Annotated in this window: 13 protein-coding genes, 1 pseudogene and 1 riboswitch; of the genes and pseudogenes, 11 read left to right on the top strand and 3 right to left on the bottom strand. The window is 41.8% G+C overall.

From position 1 onward, the window contains the following. Positions 1 to 91 precede the first annotated feature (91 nt). The 11 genes from HUW48_RS20880 to HUW48_RS20830 all read left to right on the top strand — a co-directional run bounded on the left by HUW48_RS20880 (position 92) and on the right by HUW48_RS20830 (position 12,929). Complete coding sequence (locus HUW48_RS20880) at positions 92 to 700, top strand: hypothetical protein (protein ID WP_182412781.1); 609 nt, start codon at positions 92 to 94, stop codon at positions 698 to 700. A 15-nt stretch (positions 701 to 715) separates the two neighbouring features. Beyond that, entirely contained in the window at positions 716 to 1,936 is a 1,221-nt protein-coding gene (locus HUW48_RS20875; protein ID WP_182412780.1) for a glutathionylspermidine synthase family protein, read from the top strand. Between the two features lie 84 nt (positions 1,937 to 2,020). Continuing rightward, entirely contained in the window at positions 2,021 to 3,124 is a 1,104-nt protein-coding gene (locus HUW48_RS20870) for a complex I subunit 1/NuoH family protein (protein WP_182412779.1), read from the top strand. Between the two features lie 2 nt (positions 3,125 to 3,126). After that, complete coding sequence (locus HUW48_RS20865; RefSeq protein WP_182412778.1) at positions 3,127 to 3,738, top strand: 4Fe-4S binding protein; 612 nt, start codon at positions 3,127 to 3,129, stop codon at positions 3,736 to 3,738. A gap of 346 nt (positions 3,739 to 4,084) precedes the next feature. Then, entirely contained in the window at positions 4,085 to 4,606 is a 522-nt protein-coding gene (locus tag HUW48_RS20860; protein WP_182412777.1) for an NADH-quinone oxidoreductase subunit J family protein, read from the top strand. Beyond that, positions 4,606 to 4,917 (top strand): NADH-quinone oxidoreductase subunit NuoK, encoded by a 312-nt coding sequence (gene nuoK / locus HUW48_RS20855; RefSeq protein WP_317173719.1) that lies wholly within the window; start codon positions 4,606 to 4,608, stop codon positions 4,915 to 4,917. Before HUW48_RS20860 ends, nuoK begins: the two co-directional genes overlap by 1 nt. A 12-nt stretch (positions 4,918 to 4,929) precedes the next feature. Continuing rightward, complete coding sequence (gene nuoL / locus HUW48_RS20850; protein WP_182412776.1) at positions 4,930 to 7,086, top strand: NADH-quinone oxidoreductase subunit L; 2,157 nt, start codon at positions 4,930 to 4,932, stop codon at positions 7,084 to 7,086. Between the two features lie 28 nt (positions 7,087 to 7,114). Beyond that, positions 7,115 to 8,851 (top strand): complex I subunit 4 family protein, encoded by a 1,737-nt coding sequence (locus tag HUW48_RS20845; protein ID WP_182412775.1) that lies wholly within the window; start codon positions 7,115 to 7,117, stop codon positions 8,849 to 8,851. 12 nt (positions 8,852 to 8,863) lie between these two features. Next, complete coding sequence (locus HUW48_RS20840; RefSeq protein WP_182412774.1) at positions 8,864 to 10,387, top strand: NADH-quinone oxidoreductase subunit N; 1,524 nt, start codon at positions 8,864 to 8,866, stop codon at positions 10,385 to 10,387. A 128-nt stretch (positions 10,388 to 10,515) separates the two neighbouring features. Beyond that, entirely contained in the window at positions 10,516 to 12,408 is a 1,893-nt protein-coding gene (locus HUW48_RS20835) for an amidophosphoribosyltransferase (RefSeq protein WP_182412773.1), read from the top strand. Positions 12,409 to 12,638: 230 nt separating this feature from the next. Next, positions 12,639 to 12,929, top strand: coding sequence for a hypothetical protein (locus tag HUW48_RS20830; protein ID WP_182412772.1), 291 nt, complete (start codon positions 12,639 to 12,641; stop codon positions 12,927 to 12,929). 104 nt (positions 12,930 to 13,033) lie between these two features. Here the strand turns inward: HUW48_RS20830 and HUW48_RS20825 are convergent, their stop codons facing one another. From HUW48_RS20825 to HUW48_RS20815, 3 genes and pseudogenes are all read right to left on the bottom strand, one after another. Further along, a complete protein-coding gene (locus tag HUW48_RS20825) occupies positions 13,034 to 14,119 on the bottom strand; it encodes a YncE family protein (protein WP_182412771.1) in 1,086 nt (361 codons plus the stop codon). 33 nt (positions 14,120 to 14,152) lie between these two features. After that, positions 14,153 to 16,069: a TonB-dependent receptor plug domain-containing protein gene (locus tag HUW48_RS20820; RefSeq protein WP_182412770.1), complete on the bottom strand. Its 1,917-nt coding sequence runs from the start codon at positions 16,067 to 16,069 to the stop codon at positions 14,153 to 14,155. 102 nt (positions 16,070 to 16,171) lie between these two features. Further along, positions 16,172 to 16,376, bottom strand: a riboswitch (cobalamin riboswitch). Between the two features lie 276 nt (positions 16,377 to 16,652). After that, positions 16,653 to 17,186, bottom strand: a pseudogene (locus HUW48_RS20815) (DUF4136 domain-containing protein). Between the last annotated feature and the right edge of the window lie 3 nt (positions 17,187 to 17,189).

The raw sequence follows: 17,189 nt of genomic DNA, 5'->3' as shown, positions 1-17,189 counted from the left end.
ACAGATATGTAATGATTGGGTTAAATTTACGTATAAAGAATATGAGTCCGTGGGTTATTGCCTGTAGACCATCGACTATTTACTAAATATTATGAAAAAACGCTATCATATAATTGGGGACTTAAAGCGCAATATGCTTATTCTGGCAGCGGCGAGTAGCTTAGGTTTAGCCAGTTGTAGTTCTCCTTCCAATAATACCGCAGAAGATACAACTTCCAGCGATTGGTCGGCCAGTACAAATACCTTAAACCACGGGGTAGTTACCGAAATGACAGAAACTAGCCCCAATAACTGGAAAATCACCGACGAAAAACCAGCCGGAGCAGGCCAGGTAGCTGCTATTTTAAAACATTACGACGGCAAAGTAGATACGCTTACCGGCGAACCTTTGCAACGCGCCATGAACGAGTATGCCTCCGTGCATCCTAATAATACTAACCGCTTCGGGATGATGGATGTGCTCATGTGGAGCGGTATTGGGTATATGGCTGGTCGGATGTTATCGCCGAACCCGGCTTATTACGCTAATTCTTCTGTTCTTAACCGTACCAGTGGCTGGCGAAATGATATCTATCGGGATCGCAGTAGCGGCCGGAGTGGCTATTATGGCAGCGGTGCGTACCGGAGCCGGAGCGTTACCCAGGCACCGCAAGGCCGTTCGGGTTATTTTTCTGGTCGTCGGAGTGGTTTTTCAGCTTAAAATTTAAAAAGTACTTTGGCAAACTTATTTTCAGGAGCTTTACCTTCGGGCTCTACGCAAAAGCACGTGCGGGTAATATCGCATCAGGGTAATGTAAATGCCGTATTGCAGGGTTTAGGCTGGAACTGGGTTACCGAAGAAGGTTGCGCCAATTATTTGCCCGGTGAAGCGGTGCTTTTACCCGAATCGGAAGCCGATGCTTTGCTTAATGCCGCTACTCAATTATACGATTTAATGGTAGCCGCCGTACCGGAAAACCTACCCGATGATTTTCTGCACGTATTAGATATTCCCGAAAACTTATGGCCAATTATCCGGCAATCCTGGAATGATGATCGGCACTGGCATCTTTACGGGCGGTTCGACTGGGTACAAACACCGCAAGGCCCTAAATTAATAGAATTTAACGCCGATACGGCTACTTCTATCCCGGAAACAGCCGTGGTACAATGGGCCAGTTTAGCCGCTGCGGGTAAAAACGATGCTGCGCAAGCCTCGGGCTTGTACGAAGCTCTGGTAGAGCAATTAACTACCTGGCGTAACCTAAACAACGATTTAGAACCGAACCTGGTATTAACTTACATAGGCGAAAGTACCGAAGACCGAACCAATTGCGAGGTAATTGCCCAGGCTGCCCGTGAGGCCGGGTTCGATGCGTATTTATTCCCGATTGACGAACTAACCTTTTCTACGCATGGCACCGACCGGGGAATTTGGGGCGAAGTGGGAAAGGACGAATGGATACAATTTCCGTTTATTTTTAAATTATTGCCCTGGGAGCAAATTGCCTGGGAAGAACCGGAACTAGCCGAAGATTTAGCCAGCTTACTGCTTACCCGCAACGTGGTAGTAGCTAATCCGGCTTATACCTTAATCTGGCAAAGTAAAGGTTTTCTGGCCTGGCTCTGGAAAGCTTATCCGAACCACCCACTTTTACTCGAAACTTCTTTAGAACCGTTGCAAGGAAAATACGTGCGCAAACCTTTCTTTGGCCGCGAAGGCCAGAATGTGCAGGTAGTAGACCAAAAAGTACTCGAAACAAAAGAAGGAGAGTACGCCAACCAAAAAGTAGTGTACCAGGCCTGGGTAGAATTACCCCAAGACGAAGCCGGTAATTTATACCAGGCCGGTGTTTTCTGGGCTGGCGAAGGTTGTGCCATTGGCCTGCGCCGCGAAAAAGGAATTATCACCAACCTGTCGCAGTTTTTACCTCACATGTTAGAGGGCAATAAATAAATCTGGCGTAACAATCCCGTAATAAAGCGTTTCCTATTTCATAATATTTAAAATACCTTTGTCCACTTTTCAGGTAGGAGTAATATGCTGGCACTGATTATTTGTATTGGGGTTATTTTAGGAGTGGTGATTGCCTTAGCTTACGCGGAGCGCAAAGTTGCTGCTTTTATTCAGGACCGCTTGGGGCCAACTGAGGTGGGGCCCTACGGAATGTTTCAAGCCATAATAGATGTATTAAAACTGCTCCAGAAAGAAGATATTATACCTGCTGTTGCGGATAAAGCATTATTTCGCATAGCACCCATTATTATTTTTGCCGCAGTGTTAGCCGGTTTTGCGGTGGTGCCGGTATCGCCGGATATTATCTCTTCCGGAGCCGAGGTTGGGATTTTCTTTTTGCTATCCATTGTGTCGCTGGATGTAATCGGTTTGTTGATGGCGGGTTGGGGTTCAAATAATAAATATGCTGTGCTGGGTGCTATGCGATCAGTAGGGCAAATTGTTTCTTATGAAATTCCGGCGGGTTTAGCTATTCTAAGTGCCGTTATGATTTGCCAGTCGCTTAACTTGCAGGAAATCAGTTTTCAGCAGGGAATTTTACTAAATCAATTTGCCGGTTTGGAAAATGAGAAAAATTACTTATTTGGCCTGAAAGCTTTAAATATCGATGTTACGGCAGTAGGAGGTATTACCACCTGGAATATTATCCGGATGCCGTTTTTACTCGTAAGTTTTATTATTTATTACATTGCCTCCCTGGCCGAGTGTAATCGCGCTCCGTTTGATATTCCCGAAGCTGAATCAGAGTTGGTAGCAGGTTTTCACGTAGAATATTCCGGCTTCCGGTTTGCCGCTTTGTTTTTGGCTGAGTATACCATGATGGTGCTGGTTTGCTTGGTCGCCACTATTTTGTTTTTAGGTAGTTGGAATACTCCCTTACCTAATATTGGGCCGTTAAAATTAGCCACCTGGACTACCGGAACTCCCGGAACCATTGGGGCAAACCTCTGGGGATTTTTCTGGTTAATGAGTAAAGTAAGCGTTTTGTTGCTTTCTCAGATTTGGCTTCGTTGGACCTATCCCCGTATGCGCGTAGACCAGCTTATGCAACTATGCTGGAAAATTTTAATTCCGGCAAGTTTAGTAATGGTATTGCTGGCAGGCATCTGGCGCTTGTTAATGATTTAAAAATGGAAAAGAATACGATTCATATCGATAGTAAAAATAATTTTTTTGGCGCTATCCGGTCTTTATGGAGCGGACTGATGCTCTCATTGCGGCATATTACCAAAGCTACGAAGCGGCGGCAACCAACGTATGTATCCGACCCGGAATATTTTACCCAGAAAGAAGGATTGGTTACTTTAAAGTATCCGTACGAAGCTATACCGGTACCCGATAATGGGCGTTATCGTTTGCACAACGAAATTGATGATTGTATTGTCTGCGACCTGTGCGCCAAAATTTGTCCGGTAAACTGCATTGAAATAGAGTCAATTAAAGCTACCGAAGAAATTGGTATAACTTCCGACGGTACCAAAAAGCGGCTGTACGCGCCTAAGTTTGATATTGACCTGGCTAAGTGTTGTTACTGTGGTTTGTGCACTACTGTTTGTCCTACTGATTGCTTAACCATGACCAAGGTGTATGACTTCTCCGAGCTGGATATTAAAAATATGATTTACCACTTCACCGACCTTACCCCCGAACAGGCCCAGGAAAAGCAGGAATTATACGAAAAACAGCAAGCCGCCGCTGCCCAGGCCAAAGCCGAAGCTTTAAAAGCAAAACAGCGTTCTTGAGTGGGAAGGTTAAAATTTGGAAAGTCTAAAGTTTAAATAGCTATAAGGATTTTGTGAGAGTCGATAACCTTTACTCTGCCATTCTGGAAAAATCTTGGTAGTAGAAAGTGAACTATAAATTAAAGTTCGGATTAGTGCAAAAAGAATAATTTGTTAAATCTTTCGCAGGAAACTGAATAGCTGCGTTGCCAAATTAGTTTCCCTTGAATGACATAAAATATGTTTTTTGAGGAATTAAGATAAGTAAGAAAAGCAGAAGGAAGGCCACTTTTAAACCCTAAAAACTTTCCGCTTTCCAACTAACTTGCAACCTGCAACCTGCAACTTATAACCTGCAACTAAATTTATGGTGCTGATTTTATTTTACGTATTTGCTTTTCTGATTGTAGGATCAGCGTTGTTAGTAGTTTTTATGAAAAACTTGCTGCACGCAGCCTTTATGTTGCTGATTACTTTGCTGAGTCTGGCAGCAGTATACGTGTTATTATTTGCTGATTTTTTAGCGGTTACGCAGTTGATGGTTTACGTAGGTGGCATTCTGGTGCTCATTCTATTCGGGATTATGCTGAGTAATAAAGGTGATAATATTTTTATTAAGTCAGAGTCGAGTAATGGAGTACCTGGAGCGCTGCTAGCTTTTTTGTTATTTGGTGGTTTGGTTTATGTTATTACCCGAACTCATTTTGCGCAACTGCCTTGGCTCCGCCATTCTGAAACAATAGCCTCCACGGGGGTAAAATCTACCTTGCATGGTATTGGTATCAACTTAATGACTAACTTTGCGCTCCCTTTTGAAGTAGCTTCTTTTATTTTATTGATTGCTTTAATGGGAGCAGCTTTTATTAGTTCGCAAACTAAAATTAAATAATGGCGTCCATTCCGCTCGAACATTTGCTGTTGTTAAGTGCTGCCTTGTTCTGCATTGGTATTCTGGCTATTGTAACCAAGCGCCATGCGGTAGCAGTTTTAATGGGAATTGAGTTGATTTTTAACGCGGCTAACTTAAACTTGCTTGCTTTTAGTCAGCATGATCCTACTTTACTGCAAGGGCAGGTTTTTGCGCTCTTCGTTATTATTATTGCGGCTGCCGAAGCGGCTATTGCCCTGGCTATTATCTTAAAAGTGTACCAATATTTTAATACCGTAAACGTAAACGAGGTAGATACTTCGCGCGGATAAGACTAAAACGCTTTGAACACCGACCCTCTAACGAGCAGCTTAACCGGAACGACAAACTTGCAAGTGGCGCTTTGCTTACTTTTGTTGCCTTTATTGGCATTCGGGATTTGCTTCTTTTTGGGTAAGAAAATTTCTCGGCAAGGCGATTGGGTAAGTATTGGGTTTAGTGCCATTATATTTGTGCTGGCCGTATTTTTATTTATTCAGGTTTGGCAACAACCAATAGTGCATGCCCGTTTTACCTGGTTTCAATTAGCCGGTTTTTCCCAAACAGCCCGGTTATTTACCGCCGGTATTTACCTCGATAACCTGACGGTTTTAATGCTGGTGTTGGTTACCTTCATCTCTTTATTGGTACAAATATTTTCGGTGGCTTACCTGCACAACGATGAGCATTATAACCGCTATTTTGCTTTCCTGAGCTTATTTACTTTTAGTATGTTGGGCCTGGTTCTGGCTGATAATTTACTAATAATTTTTATTTTCTGGGAATTAGTAGGCTTTTGCTCTTACCTGCTCATTGGTTTCTGGTTCGAACGGTCTTCTGCCGCTCAATCCAGTAAAAAAGCTTTTATTGTTAACCGGGTGGGCGATGTGGGTTTACTATTTGGTTTATTTTTATTATACAGCTTTTTCGGAACCTTTGATTTAGTAATTCTTAAATCTCAGGCTAATCAGTTAGTAAATGCTGCTTCTGCTATTCCAGGTAGTCTGCTTACCTTAACCGGTTTAGCTTTATTTTGTGGTTGTATGGGTAAGTCGGCACAGTTTCCATTACAGGTCTGGTTGCCCGATGCTATGGAAGGGCCTACGCCGGTTTCGGCGCTTATCCATGCGGCTACCATGGTAGCGGCCGGTATTTACCTTTTAGCTAAATGTTACGCTTTTTTTACCCCCGATGCTTTGTTGGTTATTGCTTTGGTTGGTGCCATTACGGCTTTAATGGGCGCATTAGCGGCGTGTACGCAGTTCGATATAAAAAAAATACTGGCTTATTCTACTATTTCGCAGTTAGGATATATGGTAATGGGAATGGGCGTAGGAGCACACGATGCGGCTTTGTTCCATCTTACTACGCACGCTTTTTTTAAAGCAGCTCTTTTTCTAAACGCTGGTATAATTATTCACGCCGTGCATCATGCGTTGGTACATGAAGGAACCGAAGCTGCGGCTGTTATCGATGCGCAGGATATCCGGAACATGGGCGGGCTCTGGAAAAAACTGCCTTATAGTTTTTATTCTTATTTGTTAGCTGCGGCTGCTTTAGTTGGAGTACCTTTCTTTTCCGGCTTTTTATCGAAAGATGCCATTTTGGTTGGGGCCTGGACTTGGGCTGCTTATGGCTACCAAAAAGCAGGAAATAGTTGGTGGTATATAGTACCAGTAGTTGGGTTTTTGTCGGTTGTTTTAACGGCCTATTACATGGTCCGGCAATTATTGTTCATCTTTCCGGGTAAATTTCGTTTACCTTTTGGAGAAAAGCACTTACGGTTAAGTGAGCATCGCGAAACTTCTTTTTTAATGATGGGCCCGGTAATTATATTATCCATACTGGCACTTGGAATATTTTACGCCGTTAATCCCTTCGATGCGACCCAAAGTTGGGTGCCAACTGGAATTTCGTTGAATACTCTTAATCCGCAAAGATTTTTCCTTTCTGCTAATTTTTTAGCTGGGTTAACTAATTTTGAAAGCCACCATATTCACCTTTTCACGGTCATAATTTCAATTGCCGCTATTTTGCTGGGAGGCGGAATGGCTTGGTTCCGGTTCAGGGGTAATCTTATTAATACAGCAGCAAGTGACCATTTGTCTTCTTTGCCACCCCAAGGTTTATCGAGTTTAATGTATCATAACTTTTATTTAGATAAAGTTTATGAGGTTTTATTGGTGCAACCGGTACTTTGGCTGGCGCAACTAGTGGCTAAAATTGATTTAAAGATTATTGATTATGGAATTAATACCTTCGCCAAGGTTTTAGTAGTTTTTTCTAAAATTGTGGGTTGGTTTGATCGGGCAGTAGTGGATGGACTGGTTAGAGCCATTGGTACCATCGTGCGGGTTTCCGGACATTTTGGTCGTTGGATGCAGAATGGCAAGATCCAGACGTATTATTTATTTTCACTATTGGGCTTGTTGTTGCTCGTATTTTACATTTTAATTTTTTAGACAAGTCTGCTGAAGCAGTTTAAATGGAATGAATTTTATCCTGAGTAGCCTTATTTTTCTTCCCTTAGCAGCAGTTCTCCTTATTCTGGTTTTACCCGGGAGAGCAGTCCGGCTCATTCAAGTGGTAGCATGTAGCATAACGGCGATAGAATTAGTGCTAGCTGTTTGGGTATACCTGCAATTTAATGCCACTGCCGAAACCACAACGGGTTATCAGTTTGTAGAAAAAGTAAAATGGATTAGTTTAAGCTTAAATAGCCTAGGTTATTTGCGCATTAATTATTTTCTGGGGGTAGATGGTATCAGCATTTCTATGGTGTTACTCACCGGAATTATTGGTTTAATTGGCGCCATTTCTTCTTTTTCCATTTATAAAAGTGTAAAAGGCTACTATGCTTTGTATTTGCTACTACTAGGCAGCATTATGGGGTGCTTCCTGGCCTTGGATTTGTTTTTATTTTACCTGTTCTTCGAGTTTATGCTGCTGCCCATGTATTTCTTAATCGGAATATGGGGTGGCCCACGCCGGGAATATGCCGCCATAAAGTTCTTTATTTATACCCTGATTGGATCAATATTTATTCTGATTGTTATAATCGGATTGTATACCTCTGTAATTGACCCGGTGGCTACTGGGCAACAAATGGGATTAATAACGAATAATCTCGTAGAAAATCCAGGTATTATTACCCGAATACAAGACTTGCTAGCCACTGGTAAAATTCCACGAGAGGCGTTAGTACATACCTTTAGTATTCCGGATATGCTTTCTATGGCCAATTTTATTCCAGATAGCCTGTTGCACGTAACTTCCGGTAAAATGTTGGGATCGGTATCTATCCGGTTAGTGGCTTTTCTGTTGCTGTTTGCTGGTTTTGCTATTAAAATGCCCTTGGTACCCGTACATACCTGGTTACCCGATGCGCACGTAGAAGCACCAACTCCTATCTCGGTTATTTTGGCTAGTTTACTTTTAAAAGTGGGGGCCTATGGTATGCTCCGGATTGTATTTCCGGTTTTTCCGGATGGGGCCGTGTACTATTCCTATTTTCTCGGGGTTTTGGGGGTGTTCACTATTATTTATGGCGCTTTATGCGCCCTGGCTATGAGCGATTTAAAAAAGCTGATTGCTTATTCTTCGGTATCGCACATGGGCTTTGTTTTGCTGGGATTGGCGGCTTTAACTTCGGAAGGGGTAAATGGTGCTATTTACCAGATGTTCAGCCACGGGCTTATTTCGGCCATGCTGTTTTTGGTGGTAGGTGTTATTTACGATCGCTCGGGGAGCCGTTCTATTGCTTGTTTCCGGGGGTTAGCCGGTACCATGCCTGCTTTTACTACTGTAGCAGTTATTGCTTTTTTTGCTTCTTTGGGTTTACCCGGGTTAGCTGGTTTTATTGCCGAATTATTGGTACTACTAGGAGCCTTTGCTTCGGCAACCACTTCGGGCATGTTGCCCCGTTGGTTAGCCATAGCTGCCATGGCAGGGATGGTTTTGGGCGCAGCCTATTACTTATGGACCCTACAGCGCATGTTCTTTGGTAAGTACTGGGTTCATCCGGAGTTGCGGGAACGTACCCGGCTAACTGATTTAACTACGCGCGAATACATTCTTTTTTTGCCCTTAGCCATATTGGTTATTCTATTTGGTATTTTACCCGGTGTTTTACTCGACAAAGTAAGTTGGGGAGCTAGTGCTTTTCTACAGCATGTTCTCACGCAGGGGGTACCGCAATTAAATCAAGTTTTAAATTCTATGCCTTAAGCCGGGAGCGTCGTGCAGAAATCTATACATTCCTTAACGACTTCTTTGGAGCAAATCCAAAACGGATTAGGTGCTCTGCTGCCCGAAATTCTGCTCGCTGTTTTTTGTTTGTTAATAGTTTTTGCAGATTTATTCAAGGCAGATTTAGTAAAAAATGCTTTGCCTTTTTTAGCGCTACTAGGTTTAGGCTTGGTGTTATGGGTGCAGTTTTCCGAAGGTATTGCTATTAGCCGCCATGCTCGTTCCGAGCCCTTTCTATTGGGATTATTAATTAAAGATGGGTTAAGCATGTATGCTGGTATTTTGTTTTCCCTGGCGGCTGTTTTAACTATTATGCTGGCTAGGTTCTACCGCTCTTTTAAGACGCATTTCTTTGGTAGTGGTGAGTTTTATGCCTATTTGCTGGTGCTGGTTCTAGGCCTGAACTTAATGGTAAAATCGGCAAATCTGTTATTATTATTCGTGAGTATTGAATTGGTATCTATTGCCGGTTATTTACTCACCATGATTGTAAAGGAAAATGTACGGAGTACGGAAGCAGGTATGAAGTATATTCTGTACGGTACTATGGCGGCGGGGGTAATGCTTTACGGGATGTCGTTTTTGTATGGTTTTACCGGATCGTTGCAATTCTTACAACCGGAGTTTTGGCAGGCAGTGAATAAGGTTTATCCGGCAGCAGTAACTGTAACAATGGTACTCACATTAGCCGGGCTTTTATTTAAAATATCGGCAGCCCCTTTTCACTTTTGGGCACCCGATGTGTACGAAAATACTCCAACTCCGGTGGTAGCTTTATTTTCTACTGCTCCTAAAATAGCGGGTATATTAGTATTGCTGCGTTTTGTAGAAGTGTTAAAGGCTCAGAAACTTTATCAGGCGCTGTACTTTGATGTGCTGCTTTTTGTAGCGGGCATTGCTCTATTTACTTTAGCTATTGGTAATTTTACGGCGCTTTGGCAAAGTAAACCCAAACGAATGTTGGCTTACTCATCGGTATCGCACGCTGGCTTTATGCTGGCGGCGTGTTTATCTTTATCCGACGATAATCTAAGTAATTTATTATTTTACGTTACTATTCTGCTTTTCACCAATTTTGGCATTTTCTTATTTATCCAGGAATTCGAAGAACAGTTGGGCGTATTCACTTTTTCGGATTTTAGCGGCTGGGGCAAGCATTATCCTTTTTTAGGAATACTGGCCATTGCCCTTCTAATTTCTTTAACTGGATTACCTCCCACGGCCGGTTTTACGGCCAAACTATTGGTATTTAGCTCAGTTTGGCAAACCTATCAGACTTCTGGTAACCCGCTGATGCTGTTGCTGGTAGTAGCCGGTTTGCTCTTTACGGGAGTTGCTTTTTTTTATTATGTTAAAATTCCGTATTTCTTATTTTTTAAAAGGAATTTCCGTAGAGAAAAAAAGGTTATACCCGTAGCCTCCCAAGTATTAATACTGGTTTTAGTTATGCCGGTAGTAGTATTCTTTTTTCGAACGGATTGGCTCATGAATGTAATTCATCTTTTTATTAAATAAATTTTTCTTCGGTCTGTAAATTATCCTATGATTCTATAACTACTTAACACAAAAATTCTTATTATTTTTAAGACCAGTAGTTCGTGCGCCAACAGCGGTCTTTAACCTTGTAACGTATAATTAGAAATATGAGCGACGCAATAAAGCATGAGTGTGGTATTGCCTTAATCCGGTTACGAAAACCCACCCAATATTATGTCGAAAAATATGGTACGGCCATGTACGGCATCAACAAACTGTACCTTTTAATGGAAAAACAGCATAATCGCGGCCAGGACGGCGCCGGGGTAGCTAGTATTAAAATAGATGCCGAACCGGGCACGGAATATATTTCGCGTTACCGATCTGTGAAAACCCGGGCAATACCTGATATTTTTGGGAAGATTAGTAACTCGTATAATAAATTAAAAAAGCAGTTCCCGGATGAGGTGAACAATATCAAATGGCTCAAGAAAAATCTCTCTTTTTTAGGGGATGTTTACTTGGGCCATTTGCGTTACGGCACGCATGGACTTAACAGTATTGATAATTGCCACCCTATGGTGCGCGAAAATAACTGGCGCAGCCGCAGTTTGGCCGTAGCCGGTAATTTTAACATGACCAATGCCGACGAATTATTTAATGTGTTGGTAGATATTGGCCAGCATCCGCGTCAAACTACTGATACTATTACCGTATTAGAAAAAATAGGTCACTTTCTCGATGAAGAAAATCAAACCTTATTCGATTCTTACAAGCAAGAGCGCTATACCAACACCGAAATATCGCACTTGATCGAAGAAAACCTTAACATGCAACGGGTATTACGGCGGGCATGTAAAGATTTTGACGGCGGCTACGCCATGGCAGGCTTAACGGGCTACGGCGCAGCGTTTGTGGTGCGCGATCCGGCTGGTATTCGTCCGGCTTATTATTACATCGATGAAGAAGTAGTGGTGGTAGCTTCGGAAAAACCGGCTATTAAAACTGCTTTTGGCATTGATTACAGCCAGATTCAGGAAGTTACTCCTGGTCATGCTTTAATTATTAATAAAAACGGTGGCTCCCGGGAGCTCGAAATTTTACCGGAGGCAGAGAAAAAATCCTGCAGTTTTGAGCGGATTTACTTTTCGCGCGGTAACGATCCAGAAATTTACCAGGAACGCAAAAGAATGGGAGAGTTACTTTGCTCGCAGGTACTCGAAGCAATTGATTACGATTTAAAGAATACGGTCTTTTCTTACATTCCGAATACGGCCGAAACAGCTTGGTTGGGAATGATGCAAGGAATTGAAGATTATCTGCGCCAATACCGCAAGGAAGCTATCTTGAAAGGAGTAAGTCCGGAAGAGTTGGATGAAATTTTAATTGCGAAGCCCCGGGCCGAAAAGTTAGTAATTAAAGACGCAAAAATGCGCACTTTTATTACCGATAACGATAACCGCGATGATCTGGTAGCCCACGTTTACGACACAACTTACGAAGTAATTAACAAAGGGGTAGATACCATTGTAATGATTGATGATTCAATTGTGCGGGGAACTACTTTAGAGAAAAGTATTATCCGGATGCTCGACCGCTTGGAACCGAAGAAAATTGTGGTGGTTTCCTGTGCCCCGCAGATTCGCTACCCCGATTGTTACGGAATTGATATGTCGAAGCTGAAAGAATTTGTAGCGTTCCGGGCGATGTTGCAATTATTAGAGGATAACGGTCAGGATTATAAACTCGACGAAGTGTACGATAAATGCCGGGCACACGAAGGTACCGAAGCTTTCAAGCGAACCAACTTTGTAAAAGAGCTTTTTGATTTATTTACCCCGGATCAAATATCGGCCAAAGTGGCGGAAATTGTGCGTGGTCCCGAAATTAATGCGGAAATAGAAGTTATTTTTCAAACGATTGATAACCTGCACTTAGCTTGCCCTAACCACACCGGCGACTGGTATTTTACCGGCAATTATCCTACGCCAGGTGGCAATAAAGTAGTGAACCGGGCTTTCATGAATTTTATGGAAAAGAAAGAAGTACGGGCGTATTAATAAGTATGTATTAAGGTAAAGTATAATTCCTTTATGTAAATAAAATCAGTTTGTTGCTTAATTAAACAAGTTCGCCAGGTTTTTCTATCCTCTTTTTAAATTTAATGACTTACAAGTATCCTTATTTAACTAATCAGCCTAGCTGACGTACATACCCAGGTACATCAAAATATTTATCTCTACTTTTTACCTGAATAAACGTTTTGCTTAACCAATCATATAAACAAACTATGAAAAAAATATTTCAAACAGTTAATAAACTAAGTATGGTTCTTTTGTTGGGAGCTGCCCTGAGTTTATCGGCCTGCAGTACGGGTACAAAAGACGGTGATACAAACGTAGAAGACGGCAGCGCCAAAAATAAAAATCCGGAAAATGAAAATATCCAGCAACCCGTAAACTCCGCCGCCGCTGATTCAGCCGCTAACAGCGATGATCCGGATGCCAATAAAACTTATCAAAAAGTAGATCCCGATAATGGTACCCGCGATGCGGATAACGACGGACAGGCAGATAAATAAAGACAAGCTATTTTAGCTATTTTAATTTCGAGTTAGTGTAAAAAAAGAGAAGAACCCGCTAAAGTTGTAATTTTAGTGGGTTCTTCTTTTTTAGCTATGAGTTTCTATTTAAAGATGAACTCGCTGGGTAGGATACTTACTGTAAATGAATCTACTGCCGAGCCACTCGGGTTAAAACGTACTACTTTGCCGTTTGCCGTAAAAGTTCCGGCATCGGCGCCATAAATTAAATTATCCGATGGGTCTACGTCAATCCCGTAAAAGTTACGGTTCAGAAAAGCTGTGGTAGTTAAAGTGGCAGCGGCAATATCCTGTTGAAAGACTTTGCCATTATAACGATAATACAGCTTGTTTTTAGAGCCGTTTATTACTAAATCATCTGGTGACAGAGATTTAGAAGTAAAAGTTAATGTGGCTTCTATAGCTTGCGTACTAGGATTAATGCGAACTAAACTACCCGGCGTACTGGTATTTTCGTCGATGGAATAATCTGAATTATAATTTTTCTGACCACTGCATAATATCCATAATTTATTAGCCGCATCAACGGTTAAACTATTAGGAGAGTCGCCTACGGGAAGTGTTGTTTCTATAGCATCCGAAGTAGAATTAATAACCGATAATGTATTATCGCCGGAATTGGTAACGTAAACTTTGTTATTCAGTACCAATAATTTTTCAGGTAACTTGCCTACTTCTAAGCTTTTAGTAACAGCATTAGTAGTAAGGTCAATAATAGAGACCCGGCCCTTACTGCTGTAACTTACCCATTCGGTTAGATAACCTTTATTATTCGCAACTACTAAGTAACGGGGCATCTGCAGATTGTTAATTACTCCTAACGATTTAAAAGTATTCGCATCCGCAATTTCAATTTTATTACTATTATTCACTACCACATAAGCCCGGTCGTTATGGATAGTAGCAGACTGCACTACATCGCCTAACGGCCGGTTATTTTCCGTAAGAAAAACATTTTCTACAACGGTTTTATTTTGCTTATCAAAAAAGCAAATGGCACCATTGCCTTTCTGAAAGTTTCCTTCGTTTACAATTAATACGCCTTTCTCATAAGCACCTTTGGGTTCTAAAGTGTTTCCACCGGAATCGTCATCGGTACAGCTGGTTAAAAAAATACTACTGAGGCAAAAACCAACCAAAACCGACTGGTTAAATAAATTTTTGTTCATAAATAAAGATTAAAGTATAGTGTAAAGATTAGTTTAATGGAAAGTGAAGCGAACACTAAGCTGGTAGTTCCGGCCGGGCATGGCGTAGTATTCTAAATTTTGATATACTTGGTTGGTCAGGTTATTTACCCGGCCTATTAGTTGAAAATTAGCCTTATTAATTATAAAAGTTTTGCCACTATAAAGATTTACCAAACCATAAGCAGGTAAAGAGCGTGTGTTTTCGGCAGTAGTATACCTGGTTCCGGTAAATTGGTAATTAGCCGTTAGCAGCCAAGTTTTATAGGTAAAATCGGCGTAAGTAGTGGCCGTGTGATAGGGCACGTATATCAACTGCTTTCCGGTTGGCTCCGAAGAATTATTATCATTTTGGACCTGCTTCGAAGAAGTATAATTATAATTTACTCCCGTGGTTAACTTACCCCGTGAGAACTGCCAATTTGCTTTACTCGAAAATTCTATCCCCGCCGTATGTACTTTTTTTAAATTCTCAGGCGACCAAATGCCGGTACTTGCCGCGGGTAACCATTGAATCCAGTTTTCTACCCGCATGTGATACGCGGTCACTTCGTTTTCTACTGTAAACCTGGTTTGAGAATACTTGTGCAGGAAACCCGCTTCGAAATTGTAGCTGTTTTCGGGCTTTAAACTTACATTGCCGGTTGGCCAGTACCGGTCATTTAAAGTAGGAACACGGTAGCCACGGGTAACTGCTCCTTTCCAGGTAAGCGAGTTTTTACTTTTTTCAAGGATATCAAAGGCAAAACCAAAGGTAGGAGCCAGCGGCGGATTAAAACCTGTTATCCAAGCTTGGCGCAGATTTAAGTTTAAGTGTAGAAAAGATAAAGGATCGTAGCGGAGTAAAAGAAAGCCAGAAGCCCGGGTTTCATTTACTTTTTTTCCGTAACCATCTACATCGGCGGTAAAATATTGAATATCGGTGCCGGCATCTACGTTTATTTTCTTTGCCAAGGTAAAACTATGCTGGGCCTGGGCTTGGTAAGTATTTACCTGGGTTTCTGCATTAGTATTATCGTCGCGATAAAGCATGTAATCTGCGAAGTACGCTGCCCGGATGGTTGTTTGGCCTAAGTTGGTGTTATTAACCCATTCGCTCATGAGCCGCCAGTTGCGGTTGGCCAAGCGAGCATGGGTATTGGCGGCCACCATGTTGGGTTGCGATTGGTCATTATTATCGGTATACCAATTCCGGATAGCTACCGTATTGCGGGTGTTGAGGCGCAGGTATAAATTGGTAGTAAAACCCCATTGATCAAGGGCGGCATTTTCTTGCCGTTGGTAAGGAGCCCCAAACTGAGTAATATTTTTAAATCTGAAATTATTCTGAGCTGTTTTACGGTAAAAAGTAGTTTCTAAATTTACTTTTTTAGTGCTAAACTTACCTGCCAACTGACGAAAATTATACCCAAAACTACCTGCATCTTGCTGCGCCCTGAACTGCCAACCGGGCTGCCAATTAGCATTAGATGAAAGTAAAATACTTCCGCCAATAGCACCAGTGCCAAAATTAGCGCTACCCGAGCCGTGCTGCAATTCTACGGTTTGGATGGCAGTTATAGGAATTTGCGAGAAATCAGTTTGACCTAAAGTAGGAAGGTTAATGTTAAAGCCATTCCATAATACAGCGGTTTGGCTGGCCGAAGTTCCCCGGAAGGAAATAGTAGAAAGCATGCCATTTCCGTAGTTTTTCAGGTAAATAGGGGTGCGGCTTTGCAATACATCGGCCAGAGAAGTAGCATTATTCACTCCTAAGTAGGCAGAATCCAGTTTAGTAGTACGGGAGCCAATGGTATAACGCAGATAATGCCTGGCTGTGATTTGAACCTCCGGCAGTTTGCCTCCCGTGAGCGTATCGCCGATAGCCTGTGCCCAGGCAACCTGGTGGAGTAGCCCGAAAACTAATAAAAGCAATAAATTTTTTAAGCGCATCTTTTCCCGGTCAGATTTAAATCCGTCGGGGCGAAAAGAAGCAGCAATGAAGTAAAATATAATATCATGTATCTGGCCCTTAGCTTTTTACCCGAAAGCGTGTAACATAAATTCCGGTTGGCAGGTCTCCTGGCTTTCTTCGGTTCGTTTGGCCTTCCCATTCTAAAAGCAGAATAGTGGCATAAGGAATAAACAAACTGGTTATTAGAAGATTACAGTTGCGGGAACAGCCCAGGTTTTACACCTGATTCCCTTTTAAGGCTTTACATGCGGGTGCAAGTAAGCCACCAATCTGAAGCAAAGGTAATCAAAACTTTGAGAATACCTATTGTAAGTGACGGGTGCTAAAAACCTACTAAAATGCTTCGCAGAGAAGAAATTATTTACATAAGTTATGTGAACTCATGAGAATAAATAATTCTCAAATACATCAAGAAAGATTATCCTTCCATCCAGACAGTGTGTGATTTTGAAGCCGGATGCTAAATCTGTAGTAAGTGTTGTTTTACAAATTCTTTATTGAAAAAGAAAAAAGTTCACCTTAGTGAACTCTCCGTACTATAAAAGACGATTTAGTAAATTATTATAACTTACTAAATAACTCGGTAACTCCGGCATTTATTTCTCGTTGCAAAGCGGCATCTTTTTTAGGAATAATACCTTCCATTACGCCTTGCCATACTAATTCGTTTTTTGTTGGATCTACCAGGTGTACCGAAGCCGTACCTTAGCGGTAACGACCAACTTCTACTTGCTGGCTTTTCCAGGAATAACGGTATTGGCCAATGTACCGCGGAGCATCCGTCCGGAAATCGGTTTGGCGGGTTTGTACTTTCTCGGTAGTTACAATGCCAACGTTCACGAGTAAATCCGGGTTGGTTTGACTAAGCGTTAAACCTTTGCTCGTAAGTTGTTGCTGAATAGTTGATTTTAAAATATCAATCCGGTTATTAAATTGTGGATTTACGGGTTCTCCGTTAGCCGTAATTTCGTAAAAGTTAAAGGTTTTATAATTACTTAATACAAAATTATCGGCCGCTTGAATGTTGGCGACCCGGGTAGAGCTGCAACTAAGTAAGGCCAACAGACAGCAATAAATAAAAAAATTACATTTCATATT

Origin of the sequence: Adhaeribacter radiodurans (genome assembly GCF_014075995.1) — a bacterium.
GTDB classification, from domain to species: Bacteria; Bacteroidota; Bacteroidia; order Cytophagales; family Hymenobacteraceae; genus Adhaeribacter; species Adhaeribacter radiodurans.
This window is presented reverse-complemented; position numbering and strand designations above follow the sequence as displayed.